The organism is Cupriavidus sp. 05T42, from assembly GCF_056396345.1.
In genome coordinates, this window is the sequence record NZ_JBFTLH010000004.1 from 351,468 (window position 1) to 368,180 (window position 16,713).

15 protein-coding genes are annotated in these 16,713 nt (G+C 66.7%); 4 read left to right on the forward strand and 11 right to left on the reverse strand.

What is annotated here, in order from left to right:
• The first annotated feature begins 209 nt into the window (after nucleotides 1–209).
• Nucleotides 210–710, forward strand: a complete 501-nt coding sequence (locus AC1EJR_RS07755) for a hypothetical protein (RefSeq protein ID WP_092290972.1) — start codon at nucleotides 210–212, stop codon at nucleotides 708–710.
• A 30-nt stretch (nucleotides 711–740) separates the two neighbouring features.
• Here the strand turns inward: AC1EJR_RS07755 and AC1EJR_RS07760 are convergent, their stop codons facing one another.
• The 5 genes from AC1EJR_RS07760 to AC1EJR_RS07780 all read right to left on the reverse strand — a co-directional run bounded on the left by AC1EJR_RS07760 (nucleotide 741) and on the right by AC1EJR_RS07780 (nucleotide 7,353).
• The gene (locus AC1EJR_RS07760; protein ID WP_477146969.1) at nucleotides 741–2,510 is read right to left on the reverse strand and encodes a diguanylate cyclase; all 1,770 of its coding nucleotides are present in this window, start codon (nucleotides 2,508–2,510) and stop codon (nucleotides 741–743) included.
• Between the two features lie 121 nt (nucleotides 2,511–2,631).
• Complete coding sequence (locus AC1EJR_RS07765; protein ID WP_441591598.1) at nucleotides 2,632–3,825, reverse strand: MFS transporter; 1,194 nt, start codon at nucleotides 3,823–3,825, stop codon at nucleotides 2,632–2,634.
• Between the two features lie 80 nt (nucleotides 3,826–3,905).
• Nucleotides 3,906–5,078, reverse strand: coding sequence for a DNA polymerase IV (dinB, locus tag AC1EJR_RS07770; RefSeq protein ID WP_477146970.1), 1,173 nt, complete (start codon nucleotides 5,076–5,078; stop codon nucleotides 3,906–3,908).
• A 121-nt stretch (nucleotides 5,079–5,199) separates the two neighbouring features.
• Nucleotides 5,200–6,102 carry an EamA family transporter RarD gene (gene rarD, locus AC1EJR_RS07775; protein WP_092290963.1) on the reverse strand — a complete coding sequence of 301 codons (903 nt, stop codon included), beginning with the start codon at nucleotides 6,100–6,102 and terminating at the stop codon, nucleotides 5,200–5,202.
• Between the two features lie 111 nt (nucleotides 6,103–6,213).
• Nucleotides 6,214–7,353 (reverse strand): TRAP transporter substrate-binding protein, encoded by a 1,140-nt coding sequence (locus AC1EJR_RS07780; RefSeq protein ID WP_092290961.1) that lies wholly within the window; start codon nucleotides 7,351–7,353, stop codon nucleotides 6,214–6,216.
• A gap of 304 nt (nucleotides 7,354–7,657) precedes the next feature.
• Here AC1EJR_RS07780 and AC1EJR_RS07785 point away from each other — a divergent pair, with 304 nt between their 5' ends.
• A complete protein-coding gene (locus AC1EJR_RS07785; RefSeq protein ID WP_477146971.1) occupies nucleotides 7,658–9,412 on the forward strand; it encodes a carbohydrate porin in 1,755 nt (584 codons plus the stop codon).
• A 54-nt stretch (nucleotides 9,413–9,466) separates the two neighbouring features.
• Here AC1EJR_RS07785 and AC1EJR_RS07790 read toward each other — a convergent pair whose 3' ends face one another.
• Both AC1EJR_RS07790 and AC1EJR_RS07795 read right to left on the reverse strand, forming a co-directional pair.
• Nucleotides 9,467–10,438: a DUF2272 domain-containing protein gene (locus tag AC1EJR_RS07790; RefSeq protein WP_477112785.1), complete on the reverse strand. Its 972-nt coding sequence runs from the start codon at nucleotides 10,436–10,438 to the stop codon at nucleotides 9,467–9,469.
• 241 nt (nucleotides 10,439–10,679) lie between these two features.
• Complete coding sequence (locus tag AC1EJR_RS07795) at nucleotides 10,680–10,958, reverse strand: HU family DNA-binding protein (protein WP_092290955.1); 279 nt, start codon at nucleotides 10,956–10,958, stop codon at nucleotides 10,680–10,682.
• 820 nt (nucleotides 10,959–11,778) lie between these two features.
• Between AC1EJR_RS07795 and AC1EJR_RS07800 the strand changes: the two genes are divergently transcribed.
• Nucleotides 11,779–12,276 carry an SET domain-containing protein gene (locus AC1EJR_RS07800; RefSeq protein ID WP_092290953.1) on the forward strand — a complete coding sequence of 166 codons (498 nt, stop codon included), beginning with the start codon at nucleotides 11,779–11,781 and terminating at the stop codon, nucleotides 12,274–12,276.
• Between the two features lie 14 nt (nucleotides 12,277–12,290).
• Here AC1EJR_RS07800 and AC1EJR_RS07805 read toward each other — a convergent pair whose 3' ends face one another.
• The 4 genes from AC1EJR_RS07805 to phhA all read right to left on the reverse strand — a co-directional run bounded on the left by AC1EJR_RS07805 (nucleotide 12,291) and on the right by phhA (nucleotide 16,015).
• On the reverse strand, nucleotides 12,291–13,991 hold the full coding sequence (locus AC1EJR_RS07805) for a sensor histidine kinase (RefSeq protein ID WP_477146972.1): 1,701 nt from the start codon (nucleotides 13,989–13,991) through the stop codon (nucleotides 12,291–12,293).
• On the reverse strand, nucleotides 13,930–14,634 hold the full coding sequence (locus AC1EJR_RS07810) for a response regulator transcription factor (RefSeq protein ID WP_477146973.1): 705 nt from the start codon (nucleotides 14,632–14,634) through the stop codon (nucleotides 13,930–13,932). Before AC1EJR_RS07810 ends, AC1EJR_RS07805 begins: the two co-directional genes overlap by 62 nt.
• A gap of 110 nt (nucleotides 14,635–14,744) precedes the next feature.
• Nucleotides 14,745–15,068, reverse strand: a complete 324-nt coding sequence (locus AC1EJR_RS07815; RefSeq protein ID WP_477146982.1) for a 4a-hydroxytetrahydrobiopterin dehydratase — start codon at nucleotides 15,066–15,068, stop codon at nucleotides 14,745–14,747.
• Nucleotides 15,069–15,091: 23 nt separating this feature from the next.
• On the reverse strand, nucleotides 15,092–16,015 hold the full coding sequence (phhA, locus tag AC1EJR_RS07820; protein WP_477146974.1) for a phenylalanine 4-monooxygenase: 924 nt from the start codon (nucleotides 16,013–16,015) through the stop codon (nucleotides 15,092–15,094).
• A gap of 141 nt (nucleotides 16,016–16,156) precedes the next feature.
• Here phhA and AC1EJR_RS07825 point away from each other — a divergent pair, with 141 nt between their 5' ends.
• Nucleotides 16,157–16,636, forward strand: coding sequence for an Lrp/AsnC family transcriptional regulator (locus AC1EJR_RS07825; RefSeq protein ID WP_092292059.1), 480 nt, complete (start codon nucleotides 16,157–16,159; stop codon nucleotides 16,634–16,636).
• Nucleotides 16,637–16,713: the final 77 nt, after the last annotated feature.

The window sequence follows — 16,713 nt, forward strand, 5'->3', positions numbered from 1 at the left end:
CACTACCCACTGCATGGTTTTCGCCACAGACAAGTGCGAGGAAGTCTGATCTAAACATCTTTGACTTGGCTGACGTCAGACATATCACTACGATTGACCACAGTTGCCTGCCGCACGTTGCAGTGCGGAACAGGCGACGGACAAACGATGAAAAAGGGACCCGCGCACAACGAGGCGACGGGCCTGATGGGTGTCAACTGGGGTCAACAATGGATACGACGATCAAGGCTGCCGACGTGTGGCCGCCGGAGCTGGATACGGCCGCGGGTACCGACCGTGGACTGTGGAAGAGCACCATGGCGGCGGCAAGCCAGGCGCTCGAGGCCGCCAAGGGCATGCAGGCGGCGGTGGGGCAGACACTGAAGCTCCAGCACAAGATCATGGCGCTGCGCGACGAGCTGCATCGCGCCGAAGCCGAGCGCGATCTCTACCGCGACCTTCACGCGCGTACGCTCGACGAACTCAACCACACGCTCGACCTCAGCCCCACCGAATGGCAGCGGCTGCGCGCCGAGAACGAGACGCTCCAGATCCGCCATCGCGCCTACAAGCTGCTGGTGCAGCACTACGCGCGCAGCGGCACGCCGGTGGACCCGGCCGTGTTCGCGGAGCAGCGCAGCCGCGTGCAGCAACACATCCTGTTCCAGCGCCGCAAGGGCATCCCGGTTTCGGTGATTGCCGTCGAGGACATCGCCTTCCTGCTGCGCTGACCGGGGACGCCGTCATGACCTGCCTGCACCTCACCCCGCAACCGGCGGTGCCTCTGCATTGCCGGCCCGCGCATCCTCCGCGCAAACCCGGTTTCGCCCCATTGCCTTGGCGGCATAAAGACGGCGGTCGGCCGTCGCCAACATGGCATCGAGTGTCTGGCCCCCGTCGCTCCCGGCTTCGGCCACGCCTATCGACACCGTGAAGCGGATGCGCGCTCCGGGGTCGCCCTGCGTCGCTGACGTGGGCGCGTCCGGGGCGGGCTCCACCGGCATCGCGGCCAGCGCCACGCGCAGCCGTTCGGCACTGACCCTGGCCTCGGCCAGCGTGGCGCCGGGCATCAACACGGCGAATTCCTCACCACCCAGGCGGGCCGGCGTATCCACCGCACGCATATTTTCCCGCAACGCCGTGGCCAGCCGCTGGAGCACGTGGTCGCCGCTGGCATGGCCCCATCGATCATTCACCTTCTTGAAATAGTCGATGTCGAGCATCAGCATCGACAGCGCGCTGCCGTCGCGCGCGCGCCGCGCCGCCGCCTGCGCGAACTGGTCGCCGAAATGACGCCGGTTGGCGAGGTCCGTCAGCGGATCGCGCTCGGCCAGTTTCTGGAGCTTGTCGCCCAGCGCGAGGTAGTAGCTGAACAGCAGCGATACCAGCCTCACCGAGATCCACATCAGCAGCGGCAGCGCGATCCAGACCGGCAGCAGCGGCTTGCTGATGCGCGAGAAAACCTCGCCGTAGAGTTGGGCGGTCGAGACCGCCTCCAGCAGCATCCACTGCCCGGTGCCCAGCCGCTGGTAGAACAGGTAGCCGCCATCGCCCTTGCGCATGCCGGGGCCGTCGGTGGCGAACAGCGTCTGCGGTCCCACGTCGCGCCAGGTGTCGCCCAGCACGTCGGGCCAGCGCAGGTCCGTGCTCAGATGGTCATGGTAGGCCGCGATCAGTCGGCCGGCGCTGTCCATCAKGTAGCGGTTCAGGGCCGGGGAGTCGTCGCTCGGTGCGCCGAGCAGCGCCTGGATATGCTTCAGCGAGACATCCACCGCCACCACGCCGCGAAAGCGCGACTCCACATAGATCGGCACGCTCAGCGTGGTGCGCAGCTCGGTGCTTTCGAACTGGCGATAGGGCGGCGCCCAGCGCAGGTCCTGGCCCGGATTGCGGTCGGGCAGGAGATCGCGGTAGTAGGGCATGCTCGCAAAGCGCTGCAGCAACGCGGGTGCCTTGTCGGCCGGCACCGGGGGATAGGTCACGAAGAAGCCGTTACTCGAGATGAACGTGACCGAATTGCGGATCTCGTCCACGCCCATGGTCAGCCCCAGCACATGGCTGAGCTGGCGCGCGGCGAAGAGGTCGGCGCGCAGGTCGCCCACGTGGCGCTCGAAGCCGGGCAGGCCGGCCAGGGCCTGCGGTGACACGCCGATCAGGGGCGCATCGCCGAGCGGGACTTCCATCTGCCAGATCGGCTCGTCGCGCGCGGCGAAGGCCCGATCGAGGACGGGGTCCGAGACGCCACGGGCTTGCACGGCCTCCATCCGCATCAGCTGCCGCGCGTAGTCGCGCACGAACGACAGCCGGAAGCGCTCCGACGACACGGCGGCCTCCAGCCCCATCGCGCGCAGCGCGAGATTGTGCTGATGGCTGGCAATCACGCGCTCGCGCAGCGTGTAGAGGTCTCGCAGGCCAACGGCGAGCGTCAGCGCCAGCACGAGGCTGAAACACCAGATCACGACTCGCTGCGGGCGCATGACCGCCGCGCGCGGTAACCATCGCGGTTGCGGCACCAGTTTGCGCCATGGCATCGGGGGCCTCCGGGCAAGTCCCGCCTGAGCGGGCACTGCAACGAAACTGTGACGATGAAGGACAACGCTCGGCCAGTGTAGTGCAGCAAACGGGACTTCGGGAGGGGGTGGCGCCCCGCGCTTAGTGCCGGTCGGTCCGGAAGTAGAGCAGGGCGAGCGCCGGCAGCGCGAAGCCGATCCAGCTCGCCAGCGGCCAGCCGCCGCGCGCGAAGGCCCAGGCGCCCAGCCACGAGCCGGTGGCGCCGCCGACGAAGAAGATCGCCATGTACAGGCCGTTCAGCCGGCTGCGGTGCTCGGCCGAGAGCGTGAAAATGGCGCGCTGGCCGACCACAAGGTTCGCCGATACGCCGAAGTCGAGCAGGATGGCCGCCACGGTCAGCGCCAGGAGCGAGGTCATCGACCCCTCCACGCCCACCCGGCTCAACAGGAACGACCCGGCGCCGATGGCCAGCGCGATGGCGGTCATCTGGCGGCTGTGGCCCCGGTCCGCGTAGCGGCCGGCCATCGGCGCGGCGATGGCGCCGGCCACGCCGACCAGCGCGAACACGGCGATGCCGGTCTGCGACATGTGGAACGCAGGCCCGGCCAGATAGAGCGGGATGGTGGTCCAGAACAGGCTGAACACGCCGAACATGCTGGCCTGGTACAGCGCGCGCCGGCGCAGCACGGGCTGGGTACGGAGCAGGTGCGCCATCGACGCCAGCATCTGGCCGTAGGTCACGCCCCGCGCGGGCTGGCGGCGCGGCAGCTTGCGCGCCAGCACCAGCGCCAGCAGCACCATGGCTACGGCCGAGACCGCGAAGATGGTGTGCCAGCCGCCCGTCAGGCCGGCCATCAGGCTCGACACCGGCCGCGCCAGCATGATCCCCATCAGTAGCCCGCTGGTGACGTTGCCGACCACGCGGCCCCGGATATGGTCCGGGGCGAGGTGCGCCGCGAACGGCACCAGCACCTGCACCGCCACCGAGCATAGGCCGATGGCGCAGCCCGCGATCAGGAACACGCTGGCGTGAGTGGCCAGGGCCGCCGCCATGAGCGCCACGGCACAGCCGCCAATCAGCGTCAGGACCAGCTTGCGGTTCTCGACCAGATCCCCGAGCGGCACCAGCAGCACCAGCCCCGCGCAGTAGCCCATCTGGATCAGCGTGACGATCAGCCCGGCAATCTCGGGCGAGAGTTGCAGCGACCGGGCGATCGGGCCGACCAGCGGCTGGGCGTAATAGAGATTGGCGACGATCATGCCGCAGGCCGTGGCCAGCAGCGGCGTGATCCAGGTGGCGGGCTCAGCGGCGCGCTCTGTGGCGGTGGTGGTCATGGGGACGGCCTTGGTGCTCGAAGCCGCCGATTCTAGCKGGAGATAGATAGATGCGTCGGAGGGGTCATTCCGGTGCCGCGTCAGGCATCCGGCCGCTCATCCTCGAAGCGGAACTCCTCCTGCACGGGCGCCGGGTCGTCGCCCTGTTCGTCCGCCGGGATCAGGGMGCTCACGCGCACGCCGAGCAGCCGGATGCGCCGCTCGAGCGGTATCCGCTTCAGGCATTCCGTGGCGCTGCGCCGGATCGCCGCGCCATCGGCGGTATGGGCCGGCATGGTCAGGTCGCGCGTGACCGTGCGGAAATCGTCAAAGCGCAGCTTGATGCCCACCGTGCGGCCCACGTAGCCCTTGCGGCGCAGGTCCTCGCCCACGCGCATGCAGAGCTTGGTGAACGATTCCGATAGGAGCGGGCGGTCCACGCGCGGGTGCAGGTCGCGCTCAAAGGTGGTTTCGCGGCTCATCGACTTGGGCTCGGAACTGACCACCACCGGGCGGTCATCACGCCCATGCGCCACCTCGATCAGCCAGCTCGCGTAGTTGCGGCCGAAATGGGTCTGGAGCACGCCCTGGTCGGCCTCGGCCAGGTCGCCCACGGTGTCGATGCCGATGCCGGCCAGCTTCTCGGCCGCCTTCGGCCCGATGCCGTTGACCTTGCGCGCCGCGAGCGGCCAGATACGGTGGGCGATGTCGGCGGGGGTGAGCAGGGTCAGGCCGTCCGGCTTGTCGAGTTCGGACCCGATCTTCGCCAGCAGCTTGTTGGGCGCCACGCAGATCGAGCAGGTCAGGCCAGTGGCCTCGCTCACGGCMGCCTTGATGCGMGCGGCTACCTCGGCCGGCTCGCCGGGCACCTCGGTCAGATCGATATAGATCTCGTCGATGCCCCGGTCTTCCACCTGCTCGGTGAAGGTGCGCACGGCGGCCTTGAACAGGCCCGAGTAGCGGCGATAGGCGTCGAAATCGGTCGGCAGCAGGATGGCGTCCGGCGCCAGCTTGGCCGCCTTCATCATGCCCATCGCCGAGAACACGCCCAGCGCGCGGGCTTCGTAAGTGGAAGTGGTGACGACGCCACGTCCGACGTAGTCGCGCAGGCGGGCATAGCGGCGCGAGCCATCGGGCAGCGTCTCCGGGATGGCATTGCGGCCGCCGCCGATGACAACGGCCTGGCCGCGCAGGTCGGGATAACGGAGCAGTTCGACGGACGCATAGAAGGCGTCCATGTCGAGGTGGGCGATGCGCCGGACGGGGGTGGACATGGCGAAGGGGGCGTGCGCGTCGTCGGTACTGTATAAACGTACAGTATAGTGCGTCGGCCCTCGCATGCCGAGCCGGTGTTAATCCATCATTCCCGGGATGAATCGATTAATCGATCCAAACTTATGCTTCATTTGTCGCGCTGATAGACTTAACGGAATTGCGGCGGGAAACCCACACCCCTTCCATCGCGTAGATCAGCAGCGACACCCAGATCAGTGCATAGCCGAGTTGCTTCTGGGCCGGGAACGGCTCGTGCCACAGCCAGATGCCGAGCAGCAGCTGGAGCGTCGGGCCGGTGTACTGGAGCAGGCCGAGCAGCGAAAGCGGAATCCGGCGCGCGCCGGCGGCGAAGAACAGCAGCGGCACCGCCGTGACCGGGCCGGCCAGCAGCAGCAAGATCTGCGTACCCGGTGCTGCGCTCCGGAAGGTGTCCTGGCCGGTGAAGACGAGCACGCCCAGCGCGGTGGCCGCAATCGGAAACAGCAGCAGCGTCTCCAGCGACAGCCCCTCCAGCGCGCCCAGCGCCCCGGTCTTGCGCAGCAGCCCGTAGCCGCCGAACGACGCCGCCAGCGCGAGCGCGATCCACGGCAGTTGCCCGGCGCTGATGGTCAGCCAGAGCACGCCCCCCGCCGCGACGGCGATGGACAGCCACTGCCCCGGCCGCAGCCGCTCGTGCAGGAACAGCACACCCAGCAGCACGCTGAACAGCGGATTGATGAAGTAGCCCAGGCTCGCATCGACCACCCGGTCGGCCGACACCGCCCAGATATAGAGGAACCAGTTGGCGCAGAGCAGGGCGGCGCTCGCCGCGAAGCCGAGGATCAGGCGAGGATTTCCCGCCACCTCGCGCAGCCAGCCGAAATGCCGCCGCCAGAGCAGGATCGCGCCCAAAAAGACCAGCGACCACACCATCCGGTGCAGCAGGATCTCGAGCGGCGCCACGCCGTGGAGGGATTTGATATAGAGGGGCAGCAGGCCCCAGATGACGTACGCGAGCAGCGCGTAGAAGATGCCGAGTTGCATGGGAGTATCCGGTAGGTGCGCGGATTCTACCGGGACGCCGTCATCGGCGTTGGAACTCGCCTCCCCCTGGCGGGAGAGGCGACAACATCACATCCAAATCACATCGATGTCTTACAGCTTGCGCGCGAAGCTGAACTGCGCGAAGCCCTGCTCGGCCACGTTGAACCAGGCGGCCTCGTTGTTGCGGAACACGCGCCAGTCGTCATAGATCTTCTTGAACGACGGGTTCTTGGCGGTTTCCTCGGCGTACGCGTCCTGCGTGGCCTTGAAGCATGCCTCCATGATCTCCTTCGAGAACGGGCGCAGCTTCACGCCATTCTCCAGCAGACGGGCCAGCGCCTGCGGGTTCACGGCGTCGTACTTGGCCATCATGTTGGTGTGGGCCTCGATGGTGGCCGTTTCCAGCGCGCGCTTGTACTGCGCCGGCAGCTTCTCGAACTCCGGTGCGGAGGCGTAGAACGACAGCTGGGCGCTGCCTTCCCACCAGCCCGGGTAGTAGTAGTACGGCGCCACCTTGTAGAAGCCGAGCTTCTCGTCGTCATACGGGCCGACCCACTCGGCCGCATCGATGGTGCCCTTTTCCAGCGCCGGGTAGATATCGCCACCGGCAATCTGCTGCGGCACCACGCCCAGGCGCTGCAGCACCACGCCGGCAAACCCGGCGATGCGGTACTTCAGGCCCTGCAGGTCCGCCACGGTCTTGATTTCCTTGCGGAACCAGCCGCCCATCTGGGCATTGGTGTTGCCGCCCATGAAGTTGACGACGTTATATTCCTTGAAGAACTCGCGCATCAGCTTCATGCCGTTGCCCTGCATCATCCACGCGGTCTGCTGGCGCGCGGTCAGGCCGAACGGGACGGTGGTGTCGAAGCACAGCGTCGGATTCTTGCCGAAGTAGTAGTAGCCGGCCGTGTGGCCGATCTGCACGGTCTGGTTCTGCACGGCGTCCAGCACCTGCAGGCCCGGCACCACTTCACCGGCGGCGAACACCTTGATGTTGAACTTGCCGTCGGTCAGCTCCTTCACGCGCTGGGACAGTAGCTCGGCGGCGCCGTAGATGGTGTCCAGCGACTTCGGGAAGCTCGATGCCAGGCGCCATTCCACCGCCGGGTTGCTGCCGATCACGGCCGGCGCGCCCGGTGCGCTCGCCGACGCCGCGGGCGCGGCGGGTTTGTCTTCCTTGCCGCACGCGGCCAGGGCCCCGGTAGCGGCCACAGCCGATGCTTTCAACAGGAAGGAACGACGTTCCATGACATCTCCTCTTATAGATATATGTGCGCTGGCTGCCCCACCCATAGGACAAGTCCAAAACAGCCGGTCGATTATAGCGGTGGCGTTTTGCGCACGACCACACTCCCGACTGCGGGTTTTCGCTAGGGATTCGCACTTCTGCAACGGTTTACGGGGAGACTGGCAAGGTGGCGCGAGGTGATCTTTTCGCAATGTGAGATGCCGCACGGTTTGATGGATTTTGTAACCCGTCTTGCGGTCAAAAAGTTCGCCTGTTAAAAAACGGAGCCCCCATCCGGCGCGCCGCGCGCCGTCACTGTTTCCCATGCTGCTGCCAGTACCCCGATTCGCTCGCCTGCGTTCCCGCCGTCTCACGTTTGCCGTCATGGCTGCTTGGGGCATGGTCGCCTGCGCGCAAACGGGCAGTCAGGTGGCGACACCGCCACAAATTTCGGCCAGCACTGTGCCGCCGACGGCCATGGCGTCGACTTCGGCCCCAGCGAGCGTACCTACCGCTGCGCCCGTGGCGGCTGCCGCGCCGGCGACGGACCCGCTGTACGACCTGATCCAGCCGACCGTCGTCCCGGGTACGAGCAAGTCTGCCGATGCGGCTGTGGCGAATACGGCGAGTGCGGCGAATGCGGCGAATGCGGCGAATGCGGCACCATCCGAAACCATGGCAACCGTCGCGGCGGAGAACCCCGTGGACCCCGACTTCGTCGGTCCGCCCGAGTCGGCCGCAGCCCCGCCGCCTCCGCCACCGCCATTGGTCCTCTTCCCGCAGCGGCTGGGTGAATTCCCCGCGCAGCCGGCTCAGCCCGTCCAGCCGGCACGCGCCAGTGCCGCTGATGGCACAAACGGCGGTGATCAAGTCGACAGCGCTGAAGCGGGTACGGTCTCGGATGCAACTCCGGTGCTCCGCTCGCAGTTGCCGGCCGAGGATCTCGCCGGCGATACGGTATGGCGCATGGGTTACAGCGGCCGTGCAGCGGTCGAGGACCGCGCCAGCACGCAGCGCGCCTGCCCGGGCGGTGGTACGCCGTCGGTCGGGCTCGGTGGCGGGCTGGCCTGCACCAGCACTGGCGAGGTCAAGATCCGCGAATCGCTGGCCGACATCGGCGGCGGCACCCAGGTCCAGCTCGTGGCCCAGGCCCGGGGTACCAACGCCACCTCGGTCAACGGCAACGCCGCCGCCGTGGACCCCTACGCACTGGTGCCGCAGTTCTATACCTCTGTCACCGGGCTCTCGGGTGTATCCGTGCTCGATGGCGCCAGCGTCTGGGCCGGCCGCCGCGAGAGCAATCCGTTCCTGATGTCGTCCGGCCTGCTGCCGCCCAACTCGCCCTCGATGCGATTCGGGGTGGATAACGCCAAACTGGGCGATTTCGGACTCAGTTATCAATACACCGCACGTAACGATCTGAACGGCGCCCATCTGCCCAGCTATCACAGCCTGCGCAGCGCCCCGATCGACACCAATGACAAGGGCAACGTCCAGTTGGGTTTCACGCGCGTGGAGCCGCTCTCGGCCATGGAAGACACCGGCAGCGCCTGGTGGGCCTCCGCCATGCACGAGCAGAAGAACGTGCTGATGGGCACCAACCGGCTGGGCGTGCAGTACGGGCAGGGGTCGCGCGCGGCCATGACCGGCTACACGGGCATGGGCGCTTCGCTGTCACGCGTGCGCGTGGCGGAATCGATGGAGTGGAAGGGCCGCTCGGGCATCGGCGGCTCGGTGGAATCGAGCCTGCAGCTGGACCGCTCGCCGGTCGGCACGCTGCAATGGGCGGCCACGCGCTTCCGTCCGGCCTATGTGGCCAACGACCAGTTCCGGCTCAACTTCGAAGTCGCGCACGACCAGATCTCGTCCGGGTTTGGCGTGGGTGGCCAGCGCACCGCGCTGACCGTGGCGCCGACCTTCACGCTCGGCAAGTCCACCGGCAACGCCAACCTACGCGCGTTCTACACCTACAGCCGCGCCAGCGACGTCGACGGCATCACCTTCGCCACGCCCGCCGAAGCCTGGGCGACCCAKACCAGCGGCTCGATCTTCGGCGTGCAGCTCAACCGCCGCTGGTAATCATTCTTCGGATAGATGATCGAGCGGAAATTTCAGCCCACTCGATTCGTCCCGTCACTGCAAATCGTTCCGCATCACCAGTAGCCACGGCATGTGCGAGTTGGTGAAGGCGTCGAGCTGGCCGGCATCGTTGAGGTCGATCTCGCTCATCGTCACCGACTGCTGCACATTGCCGCCGATGGCCCGCACCACGCGCGCAGCGGGGTCCACGGCCACGACGATGTCGCAGTGCATCGGCGTGGTGCCGAAGCCGATCTCCGACAGGTTCTCGAGGTACTTGTCACGTCCGCGCGGCGCGCAGATGACATCGCCAGGGCGCGGCAGCGCCGGCATCGGCTCGATATGGAAGGCGGGACGCGGCAGCTTGCCATCCCGGGCATCGACCACATACATCGCATGGGACTGACCGGTCAGGAACTGGTCGTTGTTGAGCCCAGCCTTGCGCATCACCCACGAAATGAACACGGCCGACCACGCCCACCCGCCTTGCGTCACCTGGCGGCAATCCGGCGCCTCGCCCACGATGCCCCAGTAGCGCTGGGCCATCCGGCAGCCTTGCGCGGTGGCTTCCATGCCCGTGCCATCGGGAAAACGTATGCAATCCGTTGCATTCCCGTTCTCGTCCGATTCATCGTCCGCCGACTGGGCGCCTTGCGGGGCGAGGGGGGCGAACGATTCGACTGCCACCGGGGCGGGCAGGGGACTGTGCGTCACACAGGCGCCATCGTCGCGGCCGATGCGCATGGTCTGGCTGCCCCACTTGCGCCACTCCTGCATGGCGATCTCGACAATGCGCTCACGCGGCGTGGCGCCGGGCGTGGTGGCCACGCGCTCCAGGTCGGGCAAGGGCACGGCCTGCGGACGTGCCGTGCGCGGCGGCGCGGCGGTGCAACCACATAGCACGGCGAGTGCTACCAGACTCAGAAAACGCCGAGTCAGTGCCTGTGGAGAAAGCTGTGGAGCCTTGTGTGGAAAGCGCTGTGTATAACGCTGTGGAAATCTGGGTGCGAGCGGGCTGGACGGCATGGCGAGGCCACGGATGGCGACGCCCGAGAATCCTAGTGCTGGCCACGTCCGGACGCCATTTTGAAGAGGATTGCGGCCGCCGTCTGACGGCACGGTGCAGCTGTGCGGTTTGCCGCGCACGGCGGCGGGAAACCTGTTGTGGATAACGTCCCCCGCCTGGCGCGCACCTGCGCCGGAGACGGCATCCGGTGGCGGCACGGCGGGGTCTTGCAAACCGGGCTGATTCATCGGCCCGCAAGCATCACTGGTTGACGGCGTCCTTGAACTTCTGGCCCGCCTTGAACTTCACGGTCTTGGCGGCTTCCACCTTGATTTCCTCGCCGGTACGCGGGTTGCGCGCCATGCGCTCGCCACGCTCGCCCTGGCTGAAGGTGCCAAAGCCGATCAGGCTCAGGGTATCGCCCTTGGCCACGGCGTCCATGATCGCGGTGAGCGTCACGTTGAGTGCCTGTTCCGCCTTGGCCTTGGTCAGACCGTCCACGCCAGCTGCAATCGCGTCGATCAGTTCGGTTTTCGTCATGCTTCACTCCGTCTCGAGTTGAAAAAACACTGACGTCCTGGCCGCGCCGGCTCCGCTGGAACCCGCACCGGCAAAGACGCCGCGGGCCACATCATACCGTGTCGGGGAAGGCGCACCGGGAACAGATTGTTACGCCAGCCATTGCCAGGCCTTGGCAGCAGGGGGGCTGAGGGCGATTGGGAAGCGGTATACGCGTCACGCGGAAGGGGCCTGGAAGCGCTGAGAGCCCTTGAGAGGCGTATACGCGGCTGACAGAGGGTTGGGGACGTATACGCGGCCAAAAGCGCCTGAGGGGCTTCTGGCGTGCCCGCGTGCCGGTATACGCGAAAAACGGGACCTGCTCAATTTTTCATCGACGTCCAAAACGGCCTTCCTCCCAAAGTCGGAGGGGTTCGGACGTATACCTCGCTGCGCTGCCGGCTCTCGTGCTTTCGGTTTACATCTTTCTTTTATGTATACGAATAGTAGTAGTCAATAGAGGGCGACCGTTTCTGTGGATAACCACGTATACGTCAATCGGATCAGATGTTTACGTATACCGAAAGCACAGGGAGCGGTTGTTGGCCGGCGTGGATGACTCAGCCGTCTGGAGGAGGATGGGAGGTATACCTCGTCGACTTGTTCCTGCGCCATCCCCATGTCACCCCCTTGCCGCCCACACCAAACCCGCGCGCTTATCCACAGATTTTGGCCGGTTTATCCACATGCATGACGGTATACAGGAGGCGAAAAGGGGTGTCGCGCCGACATGGTTGGCAGGTATCATCCGGGGCGCGCCGGAGTGGACCGGCAGTCATCGGTTTGACGGGGAAACAGCGACATGTCGGAACAAGGCAAGGCAAAGAAGGCGGGCAAGAAGAAGAGCGCCAGCGACCGCATCGAGGTGCGCCAGTCAGGCGTGCACGGCAAGGGCGTATACGCGATCGGCAATATCGCCGAGGGCGAGCGCGTGATCGAATACAAGGGCGAGCACATCTCGTGGAAAGAAGCGCTCAAGCGCCATCCGCATGATCCGGCCGACCCGAACCACACCTTCTACTTCAGCCTGGACGACGGCGACGTGATCGACGCCAAGTTCGGCGGCAACCGCGCGCGCTGGATCAACCATGCCTGCGAGCCGAACTGCGAGGCACGTGAGAAGAAGGGGCGCGTGTTCATCCACGCGCTGCGCGACATCGCCCAGGGCGAAGAGCTGTTCTATGACTATGGTTTGGTAATAGACGCGCGCTATACCAAGAAGCTGAAGAAGGAATACGAGTGCCGCTGCGGCAGCCCGAACTGCCGGGGCACGATGCTGGCCCCGAAGGAACGGAAGTAAGCAGTCGGAAGAAGTCAGCCGGCAGCCGTGCCGGGCGCCTCGCAGGGGATGCGGATCACGAACCGCATCGACGCGCGCCGGGGTGCCGGGTCGCGCTGCTCCCCATGGTCGCCGTGATCCCCGTGGCCAGCCACCACGGCTGACAGCGCGGACGGCGCCGGCACAGGCGCCGGGGAGGGCGCGGGCACGTCCTCGATACGGATGGTGCCCTGGTGCAGCGAGACGATTTCATGCACGATGGCCAGCCCCAGGCCGGCGCCGCTCGGCGCGGCCTGCTGCACCGCCTGGGCGCCGGGTGTGTGATCGCCCCGGAAGAAGCGCTTGAAGACTTCCTCGCGCCGCGCTGGCGCAATGCCCGGGCCGTTGTCTTCCACCATCACCACGGCCATGCCGCGATGGCCCATGGTCTCGCCACCCGCGCGCACCGTGATGCGCCCGCCGGCCGGCACGTATTTCACGGCATTGTCGATCAGGTTCGAGAGCGCCTCGCGCATCAGCAGCCGGTTGCCGCGCACCGTGGCCGGCGCGCTGCCGGTGAAGGTGGGGCCAGGCAGGATCTCGAAACCCAGGTCCACGCGGCGGGCCAGCGCCTGCGGCACCCATTCCGCGCCAATCTCGAAAGCCAGTTCGGCCAGGTCGAAATGTTCCACCGGCCCCAGCCGCTCCAGCGACAGCCCCGGCTCGGCCCGCGCCAGCGACAGCAGCTGGTTCGACAGCCGCACCGCGCGGTCGGCAGCGGTCTGCACCTCGCGCAGCGCGTGGCGGGCCACATCGGGGGAATCGGCATCGAGCGCGCGGTCCGCATGGAGCTTCACGGCGGTCAGCGGCGTGCGTAGCTGGTGCGCGGCATCGGCGATGAACTTGCGCTGGGCGTCCAGCGCATCGCGCAGGCGCGCCAGCAGCGCGTTCAGGCCGCGGATCAACGGTTCGACTTCGGCCGGCACCTGGGTTTCGTCCAGCGCGGCCAGCGAGCGGGCGGTCTGGCGGTTCAGCTTGTCGGTCAGGATCTGGAGCGGCACCAGTTCCTCCTTGAGCACGTGCGACAGGATCAGGCTGCCCACCAGCAGCAGCAGGATCAGCGGCACCGACACCGACAGCAGGATCTCGTTCGCCGCCGTCTCGCGGCGGTCTAGCAGTTCAGCGACTTCCACGACGATCGGCCCGCGCGACAGCGTGCCCTCGCCACTCGTGCCGAATTCGTCCGAGGCGGGGCTCGGCAGCGTCACCGGCAGCCGCACGGCGCGTACCTGGCGACCGCTGAACCACGCGTAGAACAGCCGTGCGTCGTGGAGCGTGGTCTGGCCCGTGCCGTAGCCGAGCCAGGTGTCCATGCCGCCGATCAGCCCGTCCGGGCMGTGGATACGCCAGTAGATGCGGTCGGAGCCTTCGGCCTCGACCAGCGTCTGGGCAATCATCGGAATATCTTGATCGAGGCGCGGCCCGGCGATGCGGATCTGCTGGGCGATGTTGTTCGCCACGCCATACAGCGCGCGGTCGAAGACCTGGGTGGTGTAGTGCGCCGCGAGCCAGTAGGAGAGCGAGCCGCTGACCAGCACCAGCGCGAACAGCGGCGTGGCCAGCGCGCGCAGCAGGTGGACACGCAGGCTCGGGTTCGAAGCGCGGACCAGCCGCGAACGCGAGGGGGAGGGAGAGTCAGTGTCCGCCACGAATCTGGAGCAGGTAGCCGAAGCCCCGCACGGTGACGATCTCGACATCCGCTTCCTCGAGCTTCTTGCGCACGCGGTGCACGTAGACCTCGATGGCGGTGTCGCCGACGGTATCGCCGCCCTCGCCAGCCGGATGGGCGAAGGTGGCCAGGTGGTCCTGCATCTGCGCCTTGCTCACCACGCGGCCCTGGCGCTGGAGCAGCAGTTCCAGCACGGCGAACTCGCGCGGCGACAGCTCCAGCGGCTTGCCGTCGACGAACATGCGGCGGTCGTTGCCGGACAGGCGCAGGCGGCCCAGGCGCACGTCGCGCTCGGGCGCGGCCTCGCCATGCTGGCTGCKGCGCAGCAGCACGCGCACGCGCGCTTCCAGCTCGGGCAGCGCGAAGGGCTTGACGAGGTAGTCGTCGGCGCCGGCGTTGAGGCCGGAGAGCTTGTCTTCGAGTTCGTCGCGGGCGGTCAGGATGATGACCGGCGTGGTGCGGTTGCGGGCGCGGTAGCGGGCCAGCAGCGTCATGCCGTCGATGCCGGGCAGGCCCAGGTCGAGGATGACGAGGTCGTGCTGCTCGCGCAGCAGGTGATCCGTGGCATACACGCCGTCATGGACCACGCGTACCTGATGGCCGGCACGGGTCAGGCCCGCCTCCACGCCACTGGCGATTTGACGGTCGTCCTCGATCAGCAGGATACGCATGGCAGGGGGCTCGGCGGCGTTGTGGGGCAATGCCGCCGATTGTACAGGGCAGCCTTGCGCGCTGCCTTTCAGTTGCCCTTCAGCTGGCGACAGTTATCTATAGCGCGACTTCAACGCGCCGGCGGGCCGCTGAAAGCCTGCTCGATGAAACGCGCCAGGTCGATATCGCGCTGGGTCAGGCCGTTGGCGTCGTGGGTGGACAGGGTGATGTCCACGCGGTTGTAGACGTTGAACCATTCGGGATGGTGATCGACCTTGTCGGCATGCAGCGCCACGCGCGTCATGAAGCCGAACGCCGCGTTGAAATCGGCGAACTTGAAGGATTTGTGAATGGCATCGCGGTCCTGGACCGGGGTCCAGCCGGGTAGCCCGGCCAGCAGGCTGGCGCGGGCGTCTTGCGAAAGAGGGGTCATGATGGCCTCGGTGTTATKAATGTTCTGCGGCTCGGCTGTCGTCGTCAGATGTCGTTGCTGTCGGCCCAGCCCTCGCGGGTGCCGATGTTCAGCACACGGTCGCCCTCGGCGACATCGCCGGCGCCCAGCGTCGGCAGCGCGCGCAGTTGCGGGTACAGGTCCGAGAAGTCCGGCCGCGTGGCGTCGAACAGCTGTTCGAAGCTGTCGATCACGAAGTAGGTCTTCTGGAAGGTGTCGATCCGGTACCGCGTGCGCATGATGCGGTGCAGGTCGAAGCCGATCCGGTTCGGGCTGTCCGAATCCAGACTGTAGATCGATTCGCCCTGGCTGGACAGGATGCCCGCGCCAAAGATGCGCAGCCCGGCCGGGGTCTGGATCAGGCCGAATTCCACGGTGTACCAGTACAGGCGCGCGAGCATGTCCAGCGCGCCGAGCTTGGCCGCCTTCAAGCCACCCTTGCCGTACGCCTCCATGTAGTCGGCGAAGATCKGGTTGATCAGCAGCGGCACATGGCCGAACACGTCGTGGAAGCAGTCCGGCTCCTGGAGGTAGTCCAGCTGCTCGGGCTTGCGCATCCACCAGCTCGCCGGGAAGCGGCGGTTGGCCAGGTGCTCGAAGAACACCTCGTCCGGCACCAGGCCCGGCACGGCCACCACCTGCCAGCCCGTGGCGCGCATCAGCGTCTCGTTGAGCTGGTCGAACTCGGGCACGCGGTCGCGCTCCATGCCCAGCGTGCCCAGCCCTTGCAGGAACTCGTCGCAGACCCGGCCTTGCAGCATCGAGGCCTGGCGGTCGTAGAGCTTGCGCCAGATGGCGTGGTCGGTGCTGGTGTAGCGGTGCACCGGCTGGGCGATGGTGAAGTCGGGACGCAGTTCCTCGCCGGACAGCAGGCCGGCTTCGAATTGTTCCCTGAGCTTGGCGGTCATCGTGCCGGCAAAGTCGGCCGTGGTGTCCGGGGTGGCGTTCATCTGTGTGTCTCCAGCGATGCGGAATTTATGCACAGTGTAGGCGTGTGGACGTGCATTCAGGCCGCATAAACGGCTTGGTTTCGTCGGCGCATGCAGGTAACCTGCATCTTTCAGATCCTGGATGCGGATTTTCTGCGTGCCATGAACACTGCCAGCCTCGACCCCTACGACCTCGCCCTGCTGACCGCCCTGCAGGCCGACGGCCGCTCTACCCACCAGCAACTGGCCGAACGGGTGCACCTCTCGCCCAGCCAGGTCGGCCGCCGGCTGGCCAAGCTCGAGGCCGATGGCGTGATTACCGGCTACCGTGTGAATCTTTCGCCACAAGCGCTGGGTCTGGGCGTGCTGGTATTTATTAGTGTGAAACTGGCCCACCACGGCGACACCATCATCGAACGCTTCCGCGAGGAAATCCTGCTGCTGGAAGAGGTGCAGGAGTGCTACTCGGTCGCCGGCGAGGCCGATTACCTTGTCCGCGTGGTGGTGCCGGACCTGCCAACGCTGGCCGAATTCACCATGAAGCGCCTGATGCGCGTGCCCGGCGTGGAGAGCGTGCGGTCCAACATCGTGCTGACCGCCCTGAAGCGCGAAGGACCGCTGCCGCTGTCACATTTGCGCTGAATCAGCCATACACAAAATCCAAAATGTGCAGAGGCTTGCGCTTGCCATCCGCGCATGTCACCCTCGCCCCGAGCCAA

Excerpts from the sequence above, each read along its gene's own strand:
- AC1EJR_RS07755 (WP_092290972.1), top strand. The coding sequence starts at position 210 with ATGGATACGACGATCAAGGCTGCCGACGTGTGGCCGCCGGAGCTGGAT.
- AC1EJR_RS07765 (WP_441591598.1), bottom strand. The coding sequence starts at position 3,825 with ATGACCACCACCGCCACAGAGCGCGCCGCTGAGCCCGCCACCTGGATC.
- rarD (WP_092290963.1), bottom strand. The coding sequence starts at position 6,102 with ATGCAACTCGGCATCTTCTACGCGCTGCTCGCGTACGTCATCTGGGGC.
- AC1EJR_RS07780 (WP_092290961.1), bottom strand. The coding sequence starts at position 7,353 with ATGGAACGTCGTTCCTTCCTGTTGAAAGCATCGGCTGTGGCCGCTACC.
- AC1EJR_RS07790 (WP_477112785.1), bottom strand. The coding sequence starts at position 10,438 with ATGCCGTCCAGCCCGCTCGCACCCAGATTTCCACAGCGTTATACACAG.
- AC1EJR_RS07795 (WP_092290955.1), bottom strand. The coding sequence starts at position 10,958 with ATGACGAAAACCGAACTGATCGACGCGATTGCAGCTGGCGTGGACGGT.
- AC1EJR_RS07800 (WP_092290953.1), top strand. The coding sequence starts at position 11,779 with ATGTCGGAACAAGGCAAGGCAAAGAAGGCGGGCAAGAAGAAGAGCGCC.
- AC1EJR_RS07825 (WP_092292059.1), top strand. The coding sequence starts at position 16,157 with ATGAACACTGCCAGCCTCGACCCCTACGACCTCGCCCTGCTGACCGCC.